Annotated in this window: 15 protein-coding genes; 8 read left to right on the forward strand and 7 right to left on the reverse strand. The window is 64.2% G+C overall.

Translation table 11 applies throughout. The features are described from left to right. Nucleotides 1-134: 134 nt before the first annotated feature. Both H4W30_RS23195 and H4W30_RS23200 read left to right on the forward strand, forming a co-directional pair. Nucleotides 135-509, forward strand: coding sequence for a helix-turn-helix domain-containing protein (locus H4W30_RS23195; RefSeq protein WP_016333690.1), 375 nt, complete (start codon nucleotides 135-137; stop codon nucleotides 507-509). 174 nt (nucleotides 510-683) lie between these two features. Beyond that, nucleotides 684-1820, forward strand: coding sequence for a tetratricopeptide repeat protein (locus H4W30_RS23200; RefSeq protein WP_318780650.1), 1137 nt, complete (start codon nucleotides 684-686; stop codon nucleotides 1818-1820). On the opposite strand, the gene H4W30_RS23205 is transcribed toward H4W30_RS23200, so the two are convergent. The 3 genes from H4W30_RS23205 to H4W30_RS23215 all read right to left on the reverse strand — a co-directional run bounded on the left by H4W30_RS23205 (nucleotide 1806) and on the right by H4W30_RS23215 (nucleotide 3875). Continuing rightward, a complete protein-coding gene (locus H4W30_RS23205; protein WP_192744788.1) occupies nucleotides 1806-2354 on the reverse strand; it encodes an NUDIX hydrolase in 549 nt (182 codons plus the stop codon). The two genes, H4W30_RS23200 and H4W30_RS23205, sit on opposite strands and share 15 nt — an antisense overlap. Before the next feature lie 46 nt (nucleotides 2355-2400). Continuing rightward, nucleotides 2401-3576: a hypothetical protein gene (locus H4W30_RS23210; protein WP_192744789.1), complete on the reverse strand. Its 1176-nt coding sequence runs from the start codon at nucleotides 3574-3576 to the stop codon at nucleotides 2401-2403. Nucleotides 3577-3677: 101 nt separating this feature from the next. Continuing rightward, complete coding sequence (locus H4W30_RS23215) at nucleotides 3678-3875, reverse strand: hypothetical protein (RefSeq protein WP_192744790.1); 198 nt, start codon at nucleotides 3873-3875, stop codon at nucleotides 3678-3680. 844 nt (nucleotides 3876-4719) lie between these two features. On the opposite strand from H4W30_RS23215, the gene H4W30_RS23220 reads away from it, so the two are divergent. After that, nucleotides 4720-5613 (forward strand): helix-turn-helix domain-containing protein, encoded by an 894-nt coding sequence (locus H4W30_RS23220; protein WP_192744791.1) that lies wholly within the window; start codon nucleotides 4720-4722, stop codon nucleotides 5611-5613. Between the two features lie 538 nt (nucleotides 5614-6151). On the opposite strand, the gene H4W30_RS23225 is transcribed toward H4W30_RS23220, so the two are convergent. The 3 genes from H4W30_RS23225 to H4W30_RS23235 form a co-directional block, all read right to left on the reverse strand. Then, nucleotides 6152-6430, reverse strand: a complete 279-nt coding sequence (locus tag H4W30_RS23225; protein WP_192744792.1) for a hypothetical protein — start codon at nucleotides 6428-6430, stop codon at nucleotides 6152-6154. 739 nt (nucleotides 6431-7169) lie between these two features. Further along, a complete protein-coding gene (locus tag H4W30_RS23230) occupies nucleotides 7170-8330 on the reverse strand; it encodes a hypothetical protein (RefSeq protein WP_192744793.1) in 1161 nt (386 codons plus the stop codon). Beyond that, nucleotides 8323-9429, reverse strand: a complete 1107-nt coding sequence (locus H4W30_RS23235; protein ID WP_192744794.1) for an ImmA/IrrE family metallo-endopeptidase — start codon at nucleotides 9427-9429, stop codon at nucleotides 8323-8325. The genes H4W30_RS23230 and H4W30_RS23235 overlap by 8 nt, the downstream gene beginning before the upstream one ends. A gap of 236 nt (nucleotides 9430-9665) precedes the next feature. Between H4W30_RS23235 and H4W30_RS23240 the strand changes: the two genes are divergently transcribed. The 3 genes from H4W30_RS23240 to H4W30_RS23250 all read left to right on the forward strand — a co-directional run bounded on the left by H4W30_RS23240 (nucleotide 9666) and on the right by H4W30_RS23250 (nucleotide 13172). After that, on the forward strand, nucleotides 9666-11534 hold the full coding sequence (locus H4W30_RS23240) for a DNA/RNA helicase domain-containing protein (protein WP_192744795.1): 1869 nt from the start codon (nucleotides 9666-9668) through the stop codon (nucleotides 11532-11534). A gap of 271 nt (nucleotides 11535-11805) precedes the next feature. Continuing rightward, nucleotides 11806-12171 (forward strand): nucleotide pyrophosphohydrolase, encoded by a 366-nt coding sequence (locus tag H4W30_RS23245; protein ID WP_192744796.1) that lies wholly within the window; start codon nucleotides 11806-11808, stop codon nucleotides 12169-12171. A gap of 38 nt (nucleotides 12172-12209) precedes the next feature. Then, nucleotides 12210-13172: a hypothetical protein gene (locus H4W30_RS23250; RefSeq protein ID WP_192744797.1), complete on the forward strand. Its 963-nt coding sequence runs from the start codon at nucleotides 12210-12212 to the stop codon at nucleotides 13170-13172. Between the two features lie 460 nt (nucleotides 13173-13632). Here the strand turns inward: H4W30_RS23250 and H4W30_RS23255 are convergent, their stop codons facing one another. After that, a complete protein-coding gene (locus tag H4W30_RS23255) occupies nucleotides 13633-14553 on the reverse strand; it encodes an Eco29kI family restriction endonuclease (RefSeq protein ID WP_192744798.1) in 921 nt (306 codons plus the stop codon). A gap of 235 nt (nucleotides 14554-14788) precedes the next feature. Here H4W30_RS23255 and H4W30_RS23260 point away from each other — a divergent pair, with 235 nt between their 5' ends. Continuing rightward, nucleotides 14789-16057 (forward strand): DNA cytosine methyltransferase, encoded by a 1269-nt coding sequence (locus H4W30_RS23260; RefSeq protein WP_192744799.1) that lies wholly within the window; start codon nucleotides 14789-14791, stop codon nucleotides 16055-16057. After that, a complete protein-coding gene (locus tag H4W30_RS23265) occupies nucleotides 16057-16419 on the forward strand; it encodes a hypothetical protein (protein ID WP_192744800.1) in 363 nt (120 codons plus the stop codon). The genes H4W30_RS23260 and H4W30_RS23265 overlap by 1 nt, the downstream gene beginning before the upstream one ends. Nucleotides 16420-16462: the final 43 nt, after the last annotated feature.

Here is a 16462-nt window from a genome sequence, read left to right on the forward strand (position 1 = left end):
TAAAAGTGCGCTGATTTAGTCGCACAAAGGCGCGAGAATGGTCCGAATGCGCGACGCGGTGTGGATCTCAGCGTCGTTGATTCCGTCAAGCGCTAATGTCGGCGCTGAGGCGGACCACGAAGGAAGAGGAATAGGTGTCGGAAGACTGGGCGGCGGTCGCGAAGACCATCAACGAGCGCGTACACGAGCTCGGATGGAAGCAACGCGAACTGGCTGAGCGCTCGCAGGTCTCCCAGGCGATCGTCCGCGAAATCCAGAACCACACCGTGGAGCGCAAGCGAAGCGACCGGACGCTCGAAGCGCTTGCGGTCGCGCTCGGTTTGCACCCACAGCATCTGCTCGCTGTCCTGCATGGCCGCATCCCGCCAACCCTCGGCCAGCCTCGCGAAGACATGGAAGACGCCGTGTCGGCGCGGCTCGCTGTCATCGAACAGCGGCTGTCGCAGATCACCGAGCACCTCGCCGATCTCACTGAGCTGCTCCGCCGCGATGGGACCTCCCGCGGCTAGCGCGAAATCCTGTTTGCGATCGGCCGACTCGGTCGACCGCCGGTGTTTCTTGTCGTTTCTCATGTCACCAAGAAACGGCATTTCTCCGGGCGGCGGGAGCTGGCAGCGGTTTACATGCCCCGTGTTATTTCCTGTTATCTCCGCAGTTCAAGGCCGTTGCCGGAGGTGCGCGTCATGAACTCGACAAGCCCTTTGAAGGCCGCTCGGAATGCGCTTGACTGGAGCCAGGAGAAACTCGCGCGAGCAATCAACGCGCGTGCAGCGGCACACGGATTGCCCGAACGCTCGGTCCCCAGCCGGAAGACGGATATCTCCCGGTGGGAGAACGGCCACGTGGTGCCCGAACCGCCGATGCGCGCCGTCCTGCGCGAGATCTACGGCCGAACTGACGACGATCTCGGGTTCCCGACGGGCGACTTCGCCGGCCCCTCCGGCGATGAACTGGCCGAACGGCTGGTCATCGCCCGCCGCGTGGACGAGCAGACCATCGAACTATTCCGCGACGAGGTCATCAGCGTTCGCCATGCCGACCGTCGGTTCGGATCAGCCGCGAGGCTCGAACGGCTCCGCGGACAGATCACCGAGATCGAGGGCCTGCTCAGGCACACCATCCTGCGTCGTGACAGAGCTCCGCTGGCCGGCGTGCTCGTCGAGGCGTCCACGTTGGCGGGGTGGAACTCTCTCGACATCGGCTCACTCGCACAGGCATGGACGCACTACGAACGCGCGAAATACGCGGCAATGGAGTCCGGATCCACCGGGTTGCTTGCTCACGCCACAGCTGAACAGGCATTCGTCCTCATCGACACGGGCAACGTCGATGACGCGCTCGCCCTGTTCGGGGAGGCGCGTTCGATCGGCGAGCACGCCCCGGAACTACTGCGTGCCTGGCTCGCGGCCGCGGAGGGCGAAGGTCACGCGATCGCTGGTCACCGGGACGAAGCACTCCGAGCGTTCGACGAGGCCGACACGCTCCTACCGAACGAAGTCGTCCACCCAGAACTTCCGTTCGTCTTCCTGGGCGGCAGCCATCTTGACCGATGGCGCGGCAACGCATTGGTGCACCTCGGCGCACCCGAAGCGATCGAACATCTTGAACGCGTGGTCGATGATTCCCGGTCCACATCCTTCGTTCGCGCCGGCGCCGCCGTGTATGTGGATCTCGCCTTCGCCTACAGCGCATCGGGTGACCGGGAGGCCGCCCGAACCTACGCACAGCAGGCCCGGCGGATCATCTCCCAGGTCGGCTCCGTGCGGCTACGACGTCGGCTGGAACGACTGGTGTTGCCAGGCGACTCAGACCCGGCGTGAGTTGAGGTAGTAGAGCAGGGACACCAGCGTGCCAGATCCGAGCAGCTCTTGACGCTGCGCAAGCTCGTTGACCCTCGACAGTGGCACCCACTCCACCCTGCCGACTTCCTCCGTGTCGGTGGGCTCGCCGATGTGTTCGGCCTCGCGCCACAGGTACACATCGACCGGCGCCGTGACCTGGCCTGGCAGCGGCTCGAAGCTCACCAGATGTTCCGGCTCGCCGACCGGCTGCCAGCCGGACTCTTCGGCCGCCTCCCGCGCGGCCGTCCCAGCGGAGTCGTCGCCGTCGTCGACCATGCCGCCCAGCAGCTCATAGCCCCATTGCTCGGTAGCGAACCGGTAGCGCCACAGCATCAGCGCCTCGTCCTGGTCGTTCACGATCAACGCGATAGCTATCCGCGCGAGGTGCACGACGTGGTAGTCCCAGCGCTCGCCATTCGGCGCCTCGACGTCCGTCAGCCCGACCTTGACCCACCGGTTGTCGTAGACCAGACGCTCACCGAACGTCTTCCACGACCCATGCTCGTCAACCACGCCGCGAGCCTACGGGCTGACAGTTGCCCGCAGTACCACCTCCCGCTCAGTCTTCGCGCCCCGAAGCGATGACCTGGGCAATTCGACGTTGCTGCCGCACAGACCCGATTTCGACCGCAAGGGCACGAGCACGAGCTGCGTGCGCTCGGCCTTCTTCGTGCTCGCCCATCGCGACGAATGCCGTCGCGAGGTCCACTCGCAACGCTGCCTCGGCGCGCGTGAACGTCGGATCGAGACGGCTGAGCGCTGTCGAAAGCACGCTTACTGCCTCCGGCTCACCGATCCGAGCGAGCGCGTGCCCGCGCCACCTCGCGAGATGAACAGGGTCAAGCACCACGTAGGGACCGTCTACCGCGGACACGTCGGTCGGCAGAAGAGCTGCGGCACGATCAAAGGCCAGCAGACTCGCTGAACGCTGCCCGTCTGCCGCAAGAGCTTCGCCGTGCGCGGCAGCGAGCCACGCTCGAAGGAGGCGACCGGCGAGGTGTCGGGCCTGACGCTCGGCAGCGCACAACAGGTCGACCGCCGATCCAGTCTCTCCGACGTCGATCAGCACAAAGGCCTGTTCAGCGAGACAGTGCACTTCAAATGCCTCGTCACCGGACTCGCGAGCAGCCGCCTTGGCATTCTCGTAGAACTGCCAGGAGTCGTGAACGTAACCCATATCGAGCCTCTGCCAACCGGCGAGCGTGCCAAACTCCGCAAGGAGCGCGGCAAGTCGGCCACGAACCTCCGAAGTGAGGCTGTGGGAACGCAAGCGCGCGATTTGCCGGATTTTGGTAGCCACCTCTTCGTGAGCCGTTGAAGCACCCAGCTCCCGATCGAGGCGCCGGACCGAGGACAACTGGCTGTGAAGCAGGGTCAACACGTCCGCGTTCACACGGCGAGCAGCGCTAAGCCGCTGCCGGAGCTCCACATCCGGGTCTTCGGTGGAACTGCGAACGGCGTCAGGTGCCGACAGCAACTCGCCGATCCCAAGACCGAGCATCCGTTCGAGCAGGCGCGCGGTAGCCGGACGCGGGCGTCCGACCGGTGATCCGTCCGGCTTGCGTCCCGAGATCAAGCGCTGCAGGTGCCGCACGCTGAGCGTGCCAGGCTCACCGAACCTGCGCGCGAACCGCTCGGCATCCTCGACGAACTCGGCGAGGGTCTGATTTCGCTCCCGGAGCTTCATCTCCAGAACTGTTCGCGGCAGGTCGTCGGTGCCGCCGCCAGCCGTCATCGTGCCCTCCCGGTATTCATGCTGCCCGCTAGATGTCCTAGCTATGTCGTCCGCGCGTCCTATCGCCTAAATGAGCGCATAAGGCAGGCTGATTTCAGATCTTACAGCCCGTTGTGGCTGGTCAGCCTGTAGGTAGCGGAGGACTCATGCGCGATGTGCTGCGGCCAGGTGTGGCCGCTGGGATATACGTCACCTGGCACAGGAGCGAGATCGACGGCCTCGATCACGCCGTAACCGACGAAGAGTTCGCGCGCGGCAGGGATGACGACCTCGGACGATACGAGGGACTCTGCGGTCACGCCGTGCTGCCCTTCTCGATGCTCGTTCCACCTGGGCGACCATGTGGCCGCTGCAAGGCGTACCTGTCAGCTCGGTCGACGCTATCCACCGTCGACCAGCGCCTCCGCACGCCTCAGCACCGCAAGCCGTCGCGCTTGCGCCGGCTCTTCAAACCTTCTTCTGGCTCCGATGCTCAGAGACCGTGTGCACGGCATTTGCTGAGCGCTGCTCGAACCCGCGGGCTTCCGACTTTGAGCGCCGCTTTCTGCACTGCCGAGCTAACCCGCGGCAAGTCATGACATCGCCAACCGACGCCTCGATCCCCGTCTTCCAGCTTGAACTTGACCCACTTCTGCTCCTGCCGATCCGGCTGTTCGTGCTGTGTCTTCTCACTGACGTCAGGTGGCAGGAAGAGGGCGCTCTTTCGACGCGCCTTCGCGTCAGCTCACGAGTCCTCACCGCTCATACCGACCGGCTGCTCGCGGCCGGGTACCTAGCTCGACACGAAGGGCATCGAAGCCTGCTACGTCTCACCGAACTTGGCTTCGAGCGACTTACCAGTCACGTGACCGCGTTCCAGCGAGTCGCTAGCCGAGCCGTAGATCTCGTCGCGACGCAGCGCGCCGGCCCAGTCCACGGATGTGACACCTGATCGCCGTCTCCCAAAGGCTCGCCTCCAACGGCGATTCGTGACGGGCGTGACGGGCCCAAAGCCAGCCGACCCAACCGTCACACGAAGCGTTCCCCCAGTTCAGGGCCGCCTTCATGTGTCACAACACCTGCGACGGCACGTGTCTCACGAGACGGCCGTTCTATCCCCGTTTCCAGCACGGCGTTTGCCACTACACCCCTGAGCAGGAACTGGTGAAATCGAAGAAGACGCCCCAGCTGTCTACCGCAAAACAGAGGGAGCTCGGCGCCGAGCTGCGACGAATCCGCATGCGCGCCGGCTATCTCGCAACTGACATGAGCCGCATGCTCGGCTGGCCCGCCTCCACCATCTCTCGCCTAGAGAGCGGTCTACGCAACTACCAAGCCGGGGACATCGCCATCTACCTCGCCCGAGCGAAGGCAACCCCTCGCGAACTCGATGACCTCGTAGCCCTGGACCGCCACCCCGACGACGGCTACCAGGTCAGAAGTCACCCCGTGGGCTTCTCCGACGACCTCCCGCTCATCTCCGTGCTCGACACTGGCAGCGAGTCCGTTACGGTCTACGACCCTGTAGACATTCCGCGACAGCTCCAGATCGAGCCCTACATCCGCCAGTCCCTCACCAGAAACGGTCCTGCTCTGGATGCAGCAGTGCATGCGCGACTCGCCAACCAGCTCACATCCCTCCGGGTGTCGGCTCGTCTCACTTTCTACCTTTGCGAAACCGCGCTGCTCGCGATTCCTGAAGGTCTGGCCGTCAAGCACGAACAGGTGCTACATCTGCTGATCACATCGTCGCTGCCTCGTCGTCACATCCATCTCGTCCCCGCTGACTCAGTCGTGACCGATGTTCACACAGGGTTCACCCTCTACCGACACGACCAACACCGTCCGGTCGTCCACCACCAACAGCCCACCACAAGCCTCTTCCTAGAAAACGCCCACGACATCGCCTACTACGAAGGCCAGCTCGAACACGCCGCTGGCCAGGCGCTCAGCACCCAACAAACCCGCGACTGGCTCACCAGCTACCTAGCTGAGCTCGAGTCAAGGCTTGACCACCAGTCAGCCAACCCCGAGACCACTGAGCCATTGGGGGCCTAGCCCCGCCTGGGATTGCGTCCTCGAAGCCAGCTGCTGCTACCTCCACCTGCGACACTGTCGCCTATTGATTCCGCTCGACATACCCGAGGCGATCGAGCACATCCCATGAGGGCACCAGATGGAGCGACGATCGGCAGGGTGATCGTAAAGAGCGGCTAGCACTACCGACTGCGACCGAGAACCTGACGGGATCGGCGAACAGTGGGCTTCAGCGGCACGTGCACCACCACCAGTGGGACGGTGACGACCGCAGCTGTTCCGGTAGCGGCCGGTTGGAATATCGCCACGCCCTTGGTCTCGCCGTACACGGAACACACGCCTAACATTCGAACAGTCGTGCGATTAATGCACGCACGACCGACGACCCGGCACGAGCTCCTAAAGTACCTGGTGAGACATGGACAGTGTGAGCGAGTTCGAGACCGGCCTTTCCAACGCGTTGCACTCGCGACCTGCACCAATCCTAACGGGCGGAACCACAACCGAAGCCGAAATCAGGGCCTGCAGTACCCGACCGCAGCGGACTGATGAGTGCTGGCTAGGCTCCTTGCCATTGCCTGACCGCATCGATGACGGCCCACAGGCTGCTGTCGGTGCGCTGGTAGTAGATCCGACGCTGCTCCTTGCTGTCGGACACGGTGAGCATGCCGAGGGTCACCAATCGGCTCAGCTCCGCGCCTGCCGCGCTCTGAGAGATCACCTCGTCCGGTGGCTCGGATTGGTAGAACCGCGGTTTCGGGTAGGTGAGGATCCAGAGCGCGAGCCGGAGCCGACAAGAGCGGCCGAAAAGCAGATGGCCGAGTTCGTCGGTGTCCAAGATCGCTCCTTGGATGTAGTATTCATCTTCAAGATAGTTGATAGTTGAGTTACGTCAATCCTGTGACCTGGCGAAACTCGAACGAGTCGATCAAGCAGTTCAAGGAACGTGCTAGGTAAGGAGGTCGGTGTGGACGCAGCGGTCAGCTCCGGCCTTCCACCGCGTTTAGGCTCAGAGGGGCTATGTACCCGCCTCCCCGGCCACGGCCCCGTTGCCTTCGCCCTGTACCGGTTGGACGTTGACGAACACGGACGTCGCCAGAGTGAGGGCGTCTGTGACCTGACTGACCTCTCCGCCCTGGACGCTTTGCTCACGTTGCCGGAGGGCGCGGCCGTGGCACGCCAGGCGGTATCCGCCCGAGTGCAACGCATTGTCGAGCGGCTACCGCAGGCAATAGTGTCGCGGGATTCGCAGCACCTGTGCCGGCTCGCGCGGACACCCGTGACCGTCGACTGCGTCAGTGTGACCGTCCAACGATCGTGGTCCGCAGCTTTGCATCGCGTGCTCGAGTTCAGCCAGTACGCCGAGCGGGTACTGGTCTGTCGGTCGAGCCCCGACACCGAGCAGGTCCTCGAGGCATCTTACTGGGGGGTCGGGATCACGGTTCCGACCAACGCGGGCTGGGATTGGCTCATCGAGCCGGCCGCGTTTGTGGTGAAACACCATTCGGCGGCACGCTGGGAGTTCGCTGAGCAGATTTACGGTCTACATCTGTCACAGCCGAACGAACCTGCGTCGCTCAGCTCGGCAGCTTCGCCCAGCGGATCAAGGCTTCCGGCGGCTTGAACGCCTTCGGGTTTCCCAGCTGGTTGTTGAGGAGTTCGTGGTGGTCGACTGCCACCTGGCAACGCTTCTTCCACCATCCAGCCCGATCGGCCCGCAGCGGCAAGTCCCGATGCAGAGTAAGCATGAGATCACTCCAAACTGCGATGTTGTGCGAACGGGCTTCGAGCTTGTCCTCTTTCGGGTCCAGCAGGCGAGTGAGTCTCTGCCCTTGACAGACCGTGCAGGAACACGACGGCGGCGTCGAGTTGGCGAACTTCTTCAAAAGTGTTGTGGTCCAGATGAATCGCAACAGTTCGCTGACCAGCACGCTCGGAGGTACGGGGCCGTCACTCGGCCCGGACTGTGCCTTCTCCTCGGGTGGAACGAGGTGTCGACGCGTGCCGGTGAGCCCGATCGCGCCGGCGAAGGCACCGTGACAGAGTCCGTCGATGGCGGACAGGTCGGTGGACAGCCTCATCAGGTGGGGTACCTCCGCTTCAAGCCGGCGAAGGTTTCCGGGTGCGTCTTTGAACTGGGCGAGAGGGTCGAACTGGCCGCCGAGCCGGAGCGCGATCGGCTTGCCCACCATCCGCAGAATAGCGATGAACTGGTCGATGAAGGTGTCGTTGATCCACGCGACAGCGACGGCCGCGACGTAAATAGCGTCGTCTCGCTGCAGCGCCGCGACCCGGCGGGCCTGCGCCTTGAGACTGGCGGAATCGCCCGCCGCGACGTACAAGGACGGCGTAGTCGCCACCGTCGCCCCCCGCGCGAGCTGATCGTCCAAGGCGGCCTCCAGCCCATCACCGAGCGTCTCCGGCAGCCCGAACGGTTCCTCTGGCGTCGCGGTCCGCTTGCAATACGCTTCCAGATCCGGGACAAGAATCAGATCGTCGAAGCCGGCATCCCGATAGTCGGCGATCTTGAGCGCCGCGTTGCTACCACCGACCCAGACACCACCCCAGGTAGGATCGACGGCTCCCAGCACCGGCAGGAGTTCGCGTGTTCCGGCCGCAGTGAGCAGCCGATCGGCCAGAAGGCCGACGCGCCCTCGTGGCCGAAGTCGCTCGATATCCCTGATCGCGGCATTCAGTTTGCCGTTCTCACGCGGTCCGGTGTGATCGTCGTCAACCACGCGTGCCCCTTTCGGTTGCGGCGGGCTCAGAACCTGTCGCCCCGGCGAGCCCGAAGATCTCTACGAACTCCGCCGTCGTTAACAGCGTGCGAGCGGCCAGGTCGTCAACGCCATCCTGCTGTCGGGTGATCCACTCCTGCGCGGCCCGTAGCGGAAGTTGCGGTTGCTCCGGTTCCAGATTTCCAGGCTCATCGGTTCGGTAACCCAAACTGGACAACTCCACGTTCAAGCTGCGATAACGCCAATCCGTGATCAACCCCAGGTCACGGGCACGGCGAACCAGAGCGGCCATGGACACCCTCCACCGCTGCTTGAGCACGCCGAGTTTGCCGATGTCGAGATCATTTCCGAGCTCCGTTGTGATCTGAGCGGCGGGCATGAGAAATTCGGCGGCGAATTCATCCGCCTCGCGCTCTTGTTCAGGCCCCGGCACGGGATGGCACACGATGTGACCCAACTCGTGAGCCAAGGTGAAGCGCTGCCTATCGGTCGGCGTCGCCGCATTGAGCAGGAAGATCGGAGCTTCATCGTCCGGCCACTGACTGACCGCGTCCCAAGCAGTCGATGAAGTCCGCCGCTGGACCACGATACCGCCAGCTTGTTCAAGGAGAGCGACCATCGAGGCGACCGGACCGGGCGGTACAGACCATCGCTGTCGAACCTCGGCCGCGGCGTCGCGCGCGGTGTCTACAGCCGAGACCGGGAAGCGGAAGAACGCGTTTTCCGGCTGCATGTCGCTGCCGGTGAGAAGCAAGCGAGTCTGGATACGCGCCAGATTAAGGTAGGCATGGATCCGTCGGCCGGCGGCAGCACTGAGAGATTGCCGCTTCCGATGGTGGACGCACGCGGTTCCAAGCCCGTAGACACCGCCGGACATCGTCAGAAGCTCGGAGGGATATCCCAACACGGCGGCGAAGAGTTCGAGGCGCTCGCCGATCACGGATACCGCGCCAGCCTCAGCCTTCGAGACGTAGCCCTGGGTGATTTTCGGCCCACCACCCCGTCGGTCGCTCATCTGCCTCGCGACCTCCGACTGAGTGAGTCCACGAGAGTCCCGAGCGAGCGTGAGCATCACCGGGTTCCCCGCTGACTGATCCATGCGACCTCCTCACCTCAGATAATACCACCTCTCATAACCTCCAAAAATCTCGCGAAATATTCCAGCTCGTTGACGCCCTGAGAACGGGGCGGCGCCCACCCAGGCCGGACGTGGCTGATCAGGGACTGTCGGGGACGCTTGCCAAGAAAGACACGCCGATCGAGCCTGCGCGGAGATCGCTCCCGCAACGGCAGGAGACGCTAGTTTTGTCGGTGTCGTCTGGTATTTCTGTGATCATGTTCGTTCATGGGGGGTCGGTCGCCGAGGCTGCCGATGCGATCGAGGCGTCGGTGGCGCAGTTCGTCAAAGCGGCCGAGGACCGGTTCGCGATGCTGTATCGGCGGCCGCTGAGCGACTCGGAGCGTTCGAGTTGGGAGAACAGCTGGCCGGCGCTGCTGCGGACGCTCACCGAAGCAGGGCTTGGCGGTCTGCGGCTGTTCCTCGAATACGAACTGCCGGGCAGCGGGCAGCGAGTCGATGCCCTGTTGCTGGGTTCCTGCGGCGACGGCGGAGTGACCGCGATCGTGATCGAGCTGAAGCAGTGGACGGAGCTGGACTCGACCACGGCACTGTTCAGCTGGGTCCGCCGCGTCAAGTATCTGCACCCGAGCCGTCAGGCTGCGGGCTACTGCGCTTACCTGGATGACTGGATCGACGAGCCCGGGCTTCGGTTGGAGACGCGGGCCGTCGCCTACCTCCATGACGCCGGCAACGACGTGATCGGCCCGCTGCGCGAGGCGGTGACGGCTCGTCCGGGCAGCGGCGAAGTGGCACTCCTCGGCCGCGACGACGTCCAGCCGTCGCCGAGCCCGCCGCGACTCGCCAAGATGTTCGGCGCCGATGACCTCCAGGCACCTGCGGAGGCGCAGATCCAAAAGTTTCTGACGGCTCGACACCGGCCTTCGGGCGGACTGCTCACACGTGTCGACGACGTGGTGAAGCGCGAGCCGGTCTTCCGCCTGGTCGGCGCTCAGCAGAACGCCTACCTGGAAGTACTGGACGCGGTACGCCGCGCCCGATCAGATCCGCGCAAGCAGCTGATCGTGGTGTCCGGAGGCCCGGGAACCGGCAAAACGGTGATCGCGATGCGACTGGTGGCCGACATCCGTGGCGTCGTTGGCGACGAGGTCTACGGGTGCTACCTGACCCCGTCCGGAACCCTGCACCACCAGCTCACCCGCGCGATCACCACTCCCGGCGCGGACGGACTGGTCAGCCACGTCGGCGACTTCGGCAGGCACGCGGGCAACGCCGTGGTGCCGATCGTCGACGAAGCCCAGCGGCTGCGCCGGAACCAACGCCAGGTCGAACGGATGCTCGCCCGCACACGCGTGTGCGTCCTGTTCCTCGACGAACATCAGATCGTCCTGCCCGAAGAAGGCTTCACCCTCACCGAGCTGGAAAAGCAGGCGGCCAGGACCGGTGCCGAAGTCACGCACGTGAAGCTCGTCAGCCAGTTCCGATGCAACGGATCCCAGCAATACCTGGGCTGGCTGGAGCAGCTTCTCTACGGCGAGGCGACGCCATGGACACCGTCGGACTACGACCTGGCGATCTCCCCCACACCCGACGCCCTCAGCGACTGGGTCGATCACCACACCCGCGCCGGGCACACCGCCCGCATCACCGCGGGCTTCTGCTGGCCCTGGACCAAAAAACCGGACAGGGATGGCAAGCTGACCAAAGACGTGACACTTCCATGGGGTTCGCGCGAGCCTGACTGGGCGATGCCCTGGAACGCCTTCGACGAAGGCCACGACCACGAAGGGCCCGTCCCGAAGACCCACTTCTGGGCGACCGACGACGGCGGTGCTCGCCAGGCCGGCTGCATCTACACCGCACAAGGCCTGGAGTACGACTACGGCGCCGTCATCCTCGGGCCCGACCTCGTCCGCCGCGGCAACCGCTGGGTGGCCGTCCCCCAGACCAACGAGGATCCGCGTATCCCGAGGGACATCGACCCCGACCACTACCTACGACTGGCAACGAACACCTACTGGGTACTCGCCACCCGGGCAAGCCTCGGCTGCCGCATCTATTCGGCCGACACAGAAACCCAGGAGTTTCTGACGAGCTTGGTTCCCGAACCGGAGGGCGCTTCTTGAACGCGCGGCTTTGTCGGTACCGGCCGCTACTCTCCCGATCATGAACGACAGGAAGCTGGCACTGCAGCCTCGCGGAGGCAGGGTCGCTTGGCCGGAATGTAGGAGAAGCGGTCAGCACTCAGCTGAAATGCGAATTCAGCCACGGCGCGGACTCGGCCTGACGGAAGGCCAGGCGAAGCTCCTAACTCCGTGCAACCTGAGCGACTCCGTTCCCAGTTCTCACATGAGGCTCGTTCATCGAGGTGACGAGCTGTCGGTCATAGTTGCTGGCATGACAGTCGAGGAGTTGCAGCAGCGGTTACGCCAGTTCGCGCAGGAGAGGTCGTGGGAGCAGTTTCACACACCGAAGAACCTGGTGATGGCGCTGGCCGGCGAAGCCGGTGAACTGCTCGAGCTGTTCCAGTGGCTCACCCCAGACGAGTCAGCCGAGATCATGGCCGATCCGCAAACTGCTGTGCAGGTACGTCATGAGATGGCGGACGTGCTGGCCTACCTGCTTCGACTGGCGGACGTGCTTCAGGTCGATCTTTTGTCGGCCCTAACTGACAAGATCGCGGTCAATGGCGCGAAGTACCCGGCCGAGTTGGCCAGGGGCACGGCGCGGAAGTACGACCAGCTCGGCAAAGGGGACAAGTGAGGATCGCTCTTCAGCCCGCGGGGCTCAGCAAGCCCTCGGTGAACCAGCACTTCCAGGACACCATCGAGACCCAGGTCCCATTCGCGGCACACCGCGACCTGCTCTCTCCCGACGTGTACAAGGAGCTGCGTAAACGCTTCCCGCGAGGCAAGGCCCAGTTCTGGGGAGCAACTCCGGGCACGTCAGGAACGACGGTCGGGAAGTGGGCAAAGCTGCGGCCAGGCGACGGTGTCCTCTTCTACGGTGATCACCACCTCTACCTCGCAGGCCACGTAGCGTTGACATTCCGCAACGAAGCGCTCGCGGAGCGTCTCTGGCAGCGGACTGACAAGGGCCTCACCTGGGAGTTGATGTTCGCCCTCACCGACCTGCGCAACATCAAGGTGCCTATCACCGAGGTCCGCGCGGTACTCGGCTGGCAGGACCGCGCCGTAGTTCAAGGGTTCACCGTCATCGACGGCGACCGGGCCGAGCGCCTTGCCGACCTGGTCGACCTCGACGACATGCTCAACCTCCCAGCTACCTCACCTGGCCCTGCAGACACCACGCCTTCTGGAACAACCACTCCCCCGGCCGGCCCGACCGACGAGACCCGGTCGACGACAGGGCGCCGCGAGCACCGTGCCCTCAAACGGCGCCTCGTCCGGATCGGTGGCGGCGTGTGCGGGCTCTGCGGCAGCACACTGCCGCCAGACTTCCTGATCGCAGCGCACATCAAGAAGCGCGCGTTCTGCAGTGAAGACGAACGCAAAGACTTCGACCACGTCGGCATGCTCGCCTGCTTCCTCGGCTGCGACAGCCTGTTCGAACACGGCTACATCGCCGTCGACACCGGCGGCGACATCCTCATCAGCGACGCCGTAGACAAGGCCCCCGACGTCGCCAAATTCGTCGCCGAACACCTCCAAGGCCGCACCACCACATGGTGGAACACCGACCGTGAACCCTACTACGCCTGGCACCGCGACCACGTCTTCAAAAAACTCCAACGCGGAAAATAGACTGTCTATCAGCCCTGACGTGTCTCTAAACGGCGAGCGGCCGAGGCCCCACGTAGACTAAATTGTCGACTACGTGGGGCACCACTTCGAGGAATTTCGCTTATCCCCCTGCGCTTCCGGCCGTTTGCGTCGCGTCTCAACTTCAAGCTTTGGCAAACGATTTTGGACGCCTACGCCGCGTGTGCAACGACCAGTTCCATGATGCCGACTGAATCGAAACCCACACCGTTCAAATCTTTGGCGATGTCAGCAATGGTCACTGCCTGCGATGCCGGCACCCAGTGCGCGCAGGTCCATGAGTTCCGTAAGCCTGTCGATAGTCAAAAATTAAGGACCGATATCGGGCCGAACCTCTTCCCGAGATACCCAATGGTTGCGTAGCGCCTACGCGACCAGGAATCAAACCGGGAGTTGCCATTACTCAACCGAGTCGGGGTTGATGGGCTCATTTCGAACCGAGCTAATTCTGGTAGTCCAACTCATCCCTTAACAGGTCTAGGAGGTTTTCCGAATGGGCGCCCGCTCCATTGGATTTCGATTCCTCTTGCGGAGAATCGACGTCATGCGACTCCCCTGAGGCGTCAATGAATTTGTCGGTATCTATCTGGCGAAGTTCGGTGATAAAGTTCCCGAGCAGTTCTTCAAGGGTCGATATAGGTGGATGCTTCTCGAGGTGGTTGTGAATCTTTTCGATGATGGCGAGGCGATCATGTTGGTCGTGGTCGGTCTTATCTGCCCAGCCGCGTCCAGGATGGAGGGTGTCCCACGGTGATCGTTTGTTTTTTCTCGTTTCGGCACTATCGCCATGTTTTCCGATGCCAAAACAGACTTTAGTTTGCCAGTTCCAGATAGGTTTGAAAAATTCGATCAGCTGGTCTTCCGCAGCGTGCTGGAAGCCGCTCTGCACGATGAGGAAGCGGCAGTCAAAGTCATCGATGTCGAGCGTGTCGCTCGATTCGATCGATGACCTGTGTTCACGGAGTCGGTCATAGAGTTTCTTCCCGTGCTCGACAGGGTTGTTGCTTGAACGGTTAGCCGGGTCCGCCTTGCCGACGTAGACCGGGTGTTCCGTCTTCGACAGTCTCGCGTAAGGCTCGAAGGGGCCACGGTAGTAGAGGGCGTAAACCCCGGCGCCGTAGAAGGGGCGCAGGGTCGCCAGTGGGTGGCGAGGTTGAGATGCGGCCATGAGGGCCACGATCCGCGCGGTGGTGTCCGGTTCGAGCGGGTTGAAGAGCTTGGTCGGTCGGAGTACGGGGTCGAGCTGGTCTGCCACCACCTGCAGCGCGGAGACGGCGACATTGAGGTCCTTGCGGAAGTTCTCGCGAGTCTTCACCGACAGCCCGGCCGCGACCTTCGCGGCTTGTTCGGCCGCGTGGGTCACGTTGTCGAGTACGGCTTTTCTGGGTTCGGGCGGTTTCCTGGATGGCACTGATTTCCCTCCCCTGGGGTGCGCGTCCGTCTCTCGTGGACGCGCCGGTCGCTTGGGTCCGCAGGATACCGATCATGGAGGCCGCGCGGAGCGGATCGCGGACTGTCGGTGGCACGATGAGACGTCGTCTCATCGACTCACGGAGTGTCGCGCAGGTGTTCGACTGGGCCGCGGTACGGTTCCGGGCATGGGTACGCAGGCAGAGCTGTTCTCGCCGCGCGCGGTCGTGCGTGAGGTCGGTACGAGTATCGAGCTGTTCACCGGTGGTGGCGGGCTCGCGATGGCGATGGAGAACGTCGGTTTCCGGCATCTCCTGGCGGTGGAGCTGGACAAGCGTGCCTGCGAGACCCTGAAGAGGAACCACGCGGAGGAGTTCGGGGCCTCGGCCGAACAGGGTACGACGCTCGGGTCGCCGTGGCCGTTGAAGGCCATGAGCGTCCGTGACGTCGAGTTCGACCCGTGGTTGGGCAAGGTGGACGTCGTCGCCGGCGGTGTGCCGTGCCAGCCGTGGTCGCTGGGTGGTGCGCACAAGGGGTATGACGACGAGCGCAACCTGTGGCCCGAGCTGTTCCGCACAGTTCGGGAGACCCGGCCGCGGGCGGTCATCGCGGAGAATGTGAAGGGGCTCCTGCGGCCGTCGTTCGCGCCGTACTACGAGTACGTCCTCAACGAATTGCGGGCGCCGTTCGAGCGGCGGGTCGAGGGCGAGGACTGGCGGGATCACGCCAAGCGGCTCGAGAAGGCCTTGGCGAAGGACTCGATCGATCCGTCCGAGCGCTACGACGTGAAGTTCAAGCTGGTCAACGCTGCGGACTATGGGGTTCCGCAGGTTCGGTGGCGGGTGTTCGTGGTGGCGTTCCGCCGTGATCAGGGGTTGGCGGACTGGGAGTTCCCGGAACCCACCCACTCCGAAGGCGCGTTGCTGCGCGCGCAGGCGGATGGCAGCTACTGGGACGAGCACAAGGTCGCCAAGCGCTACCGGTACGCGCCGCCGCTGTTGGACGGCGTCGACGATGGGGACGGCACCGAGCGGTGGCGGACGCTGCGGGACGCGATCAACGCGGACCCGGCGCGTGGTCTTCCGAAGCTCGGCGAACCGGTCGGGGACAAGGTCGAGCACCCGGACCATCTGCACCACTACGGCTGGCCGGGCGCCCGCCAATACCCGGGACACACGCCGAACCTGTTGGACCGGCCGGCGAAGACGGTCAAGGCCGGCGTCCACGGTGTGCCGGGCGGCGAGACCGTCTTGCAACGTGACGACGGCTCGATCCGCTACATGACCGTCCGCGAGGTCTCGCGGGTCATGACCTTCCCGGACGACTACTACCTGATGGGGCCGCGCAGCGAGCAGATGCGGCAACTGGGCAACGCCGTCCCGGTCCTGCTCGCCCAGGCGATCGCGCGCTCGGTCGCGGACGCGCTGGACACGAAGCCCGAGCGAAGCGACGGCTGATGGCCGAGCGGTATCACTGGAAAGAGCAACGCCCCGAACCCGCCGCCTGGCAGCCCACACCGGGCAAGACGCAGCGGGAACGCGCCGAGGAGCAGGACACCGCCGCCGGCGGACGCGGCGCCCGCCACATCCGGTTGCCCGGCGGGCCGCCGGTGTGTGGCTCGGTCGCGTTGCGCGTCTACCCGTCGGGTCGGCGGATCTACGCGTATCTGCGCTGGTCCGAGCGCGGTAAGACCCGCGAACGCTATGTGGGCGAGGTCGAGCGGCCCACCCGCGAGGAGAACCTCGCCGACGCCTGGCGGCTCGTGCACGACGCGGGCCTGCTCGACCAGGCCCGCGAAGCCGACCTCAGTACTCGGTGATCGCCAACTCGGCGATGAGCCGTCCGCCGACGGTTCGTAGACG

The organism is Amycolatopsis roodepoortensis (genome assembly GCF_014873915.1).
Taxonomy (GTDB): Bacteria; Actinomycetota; Actinomycetes; order Mycobacteriales; family Pseudonocardiaceae; genus Amycolatopsis; species Amycolatopsis roodepoortensis.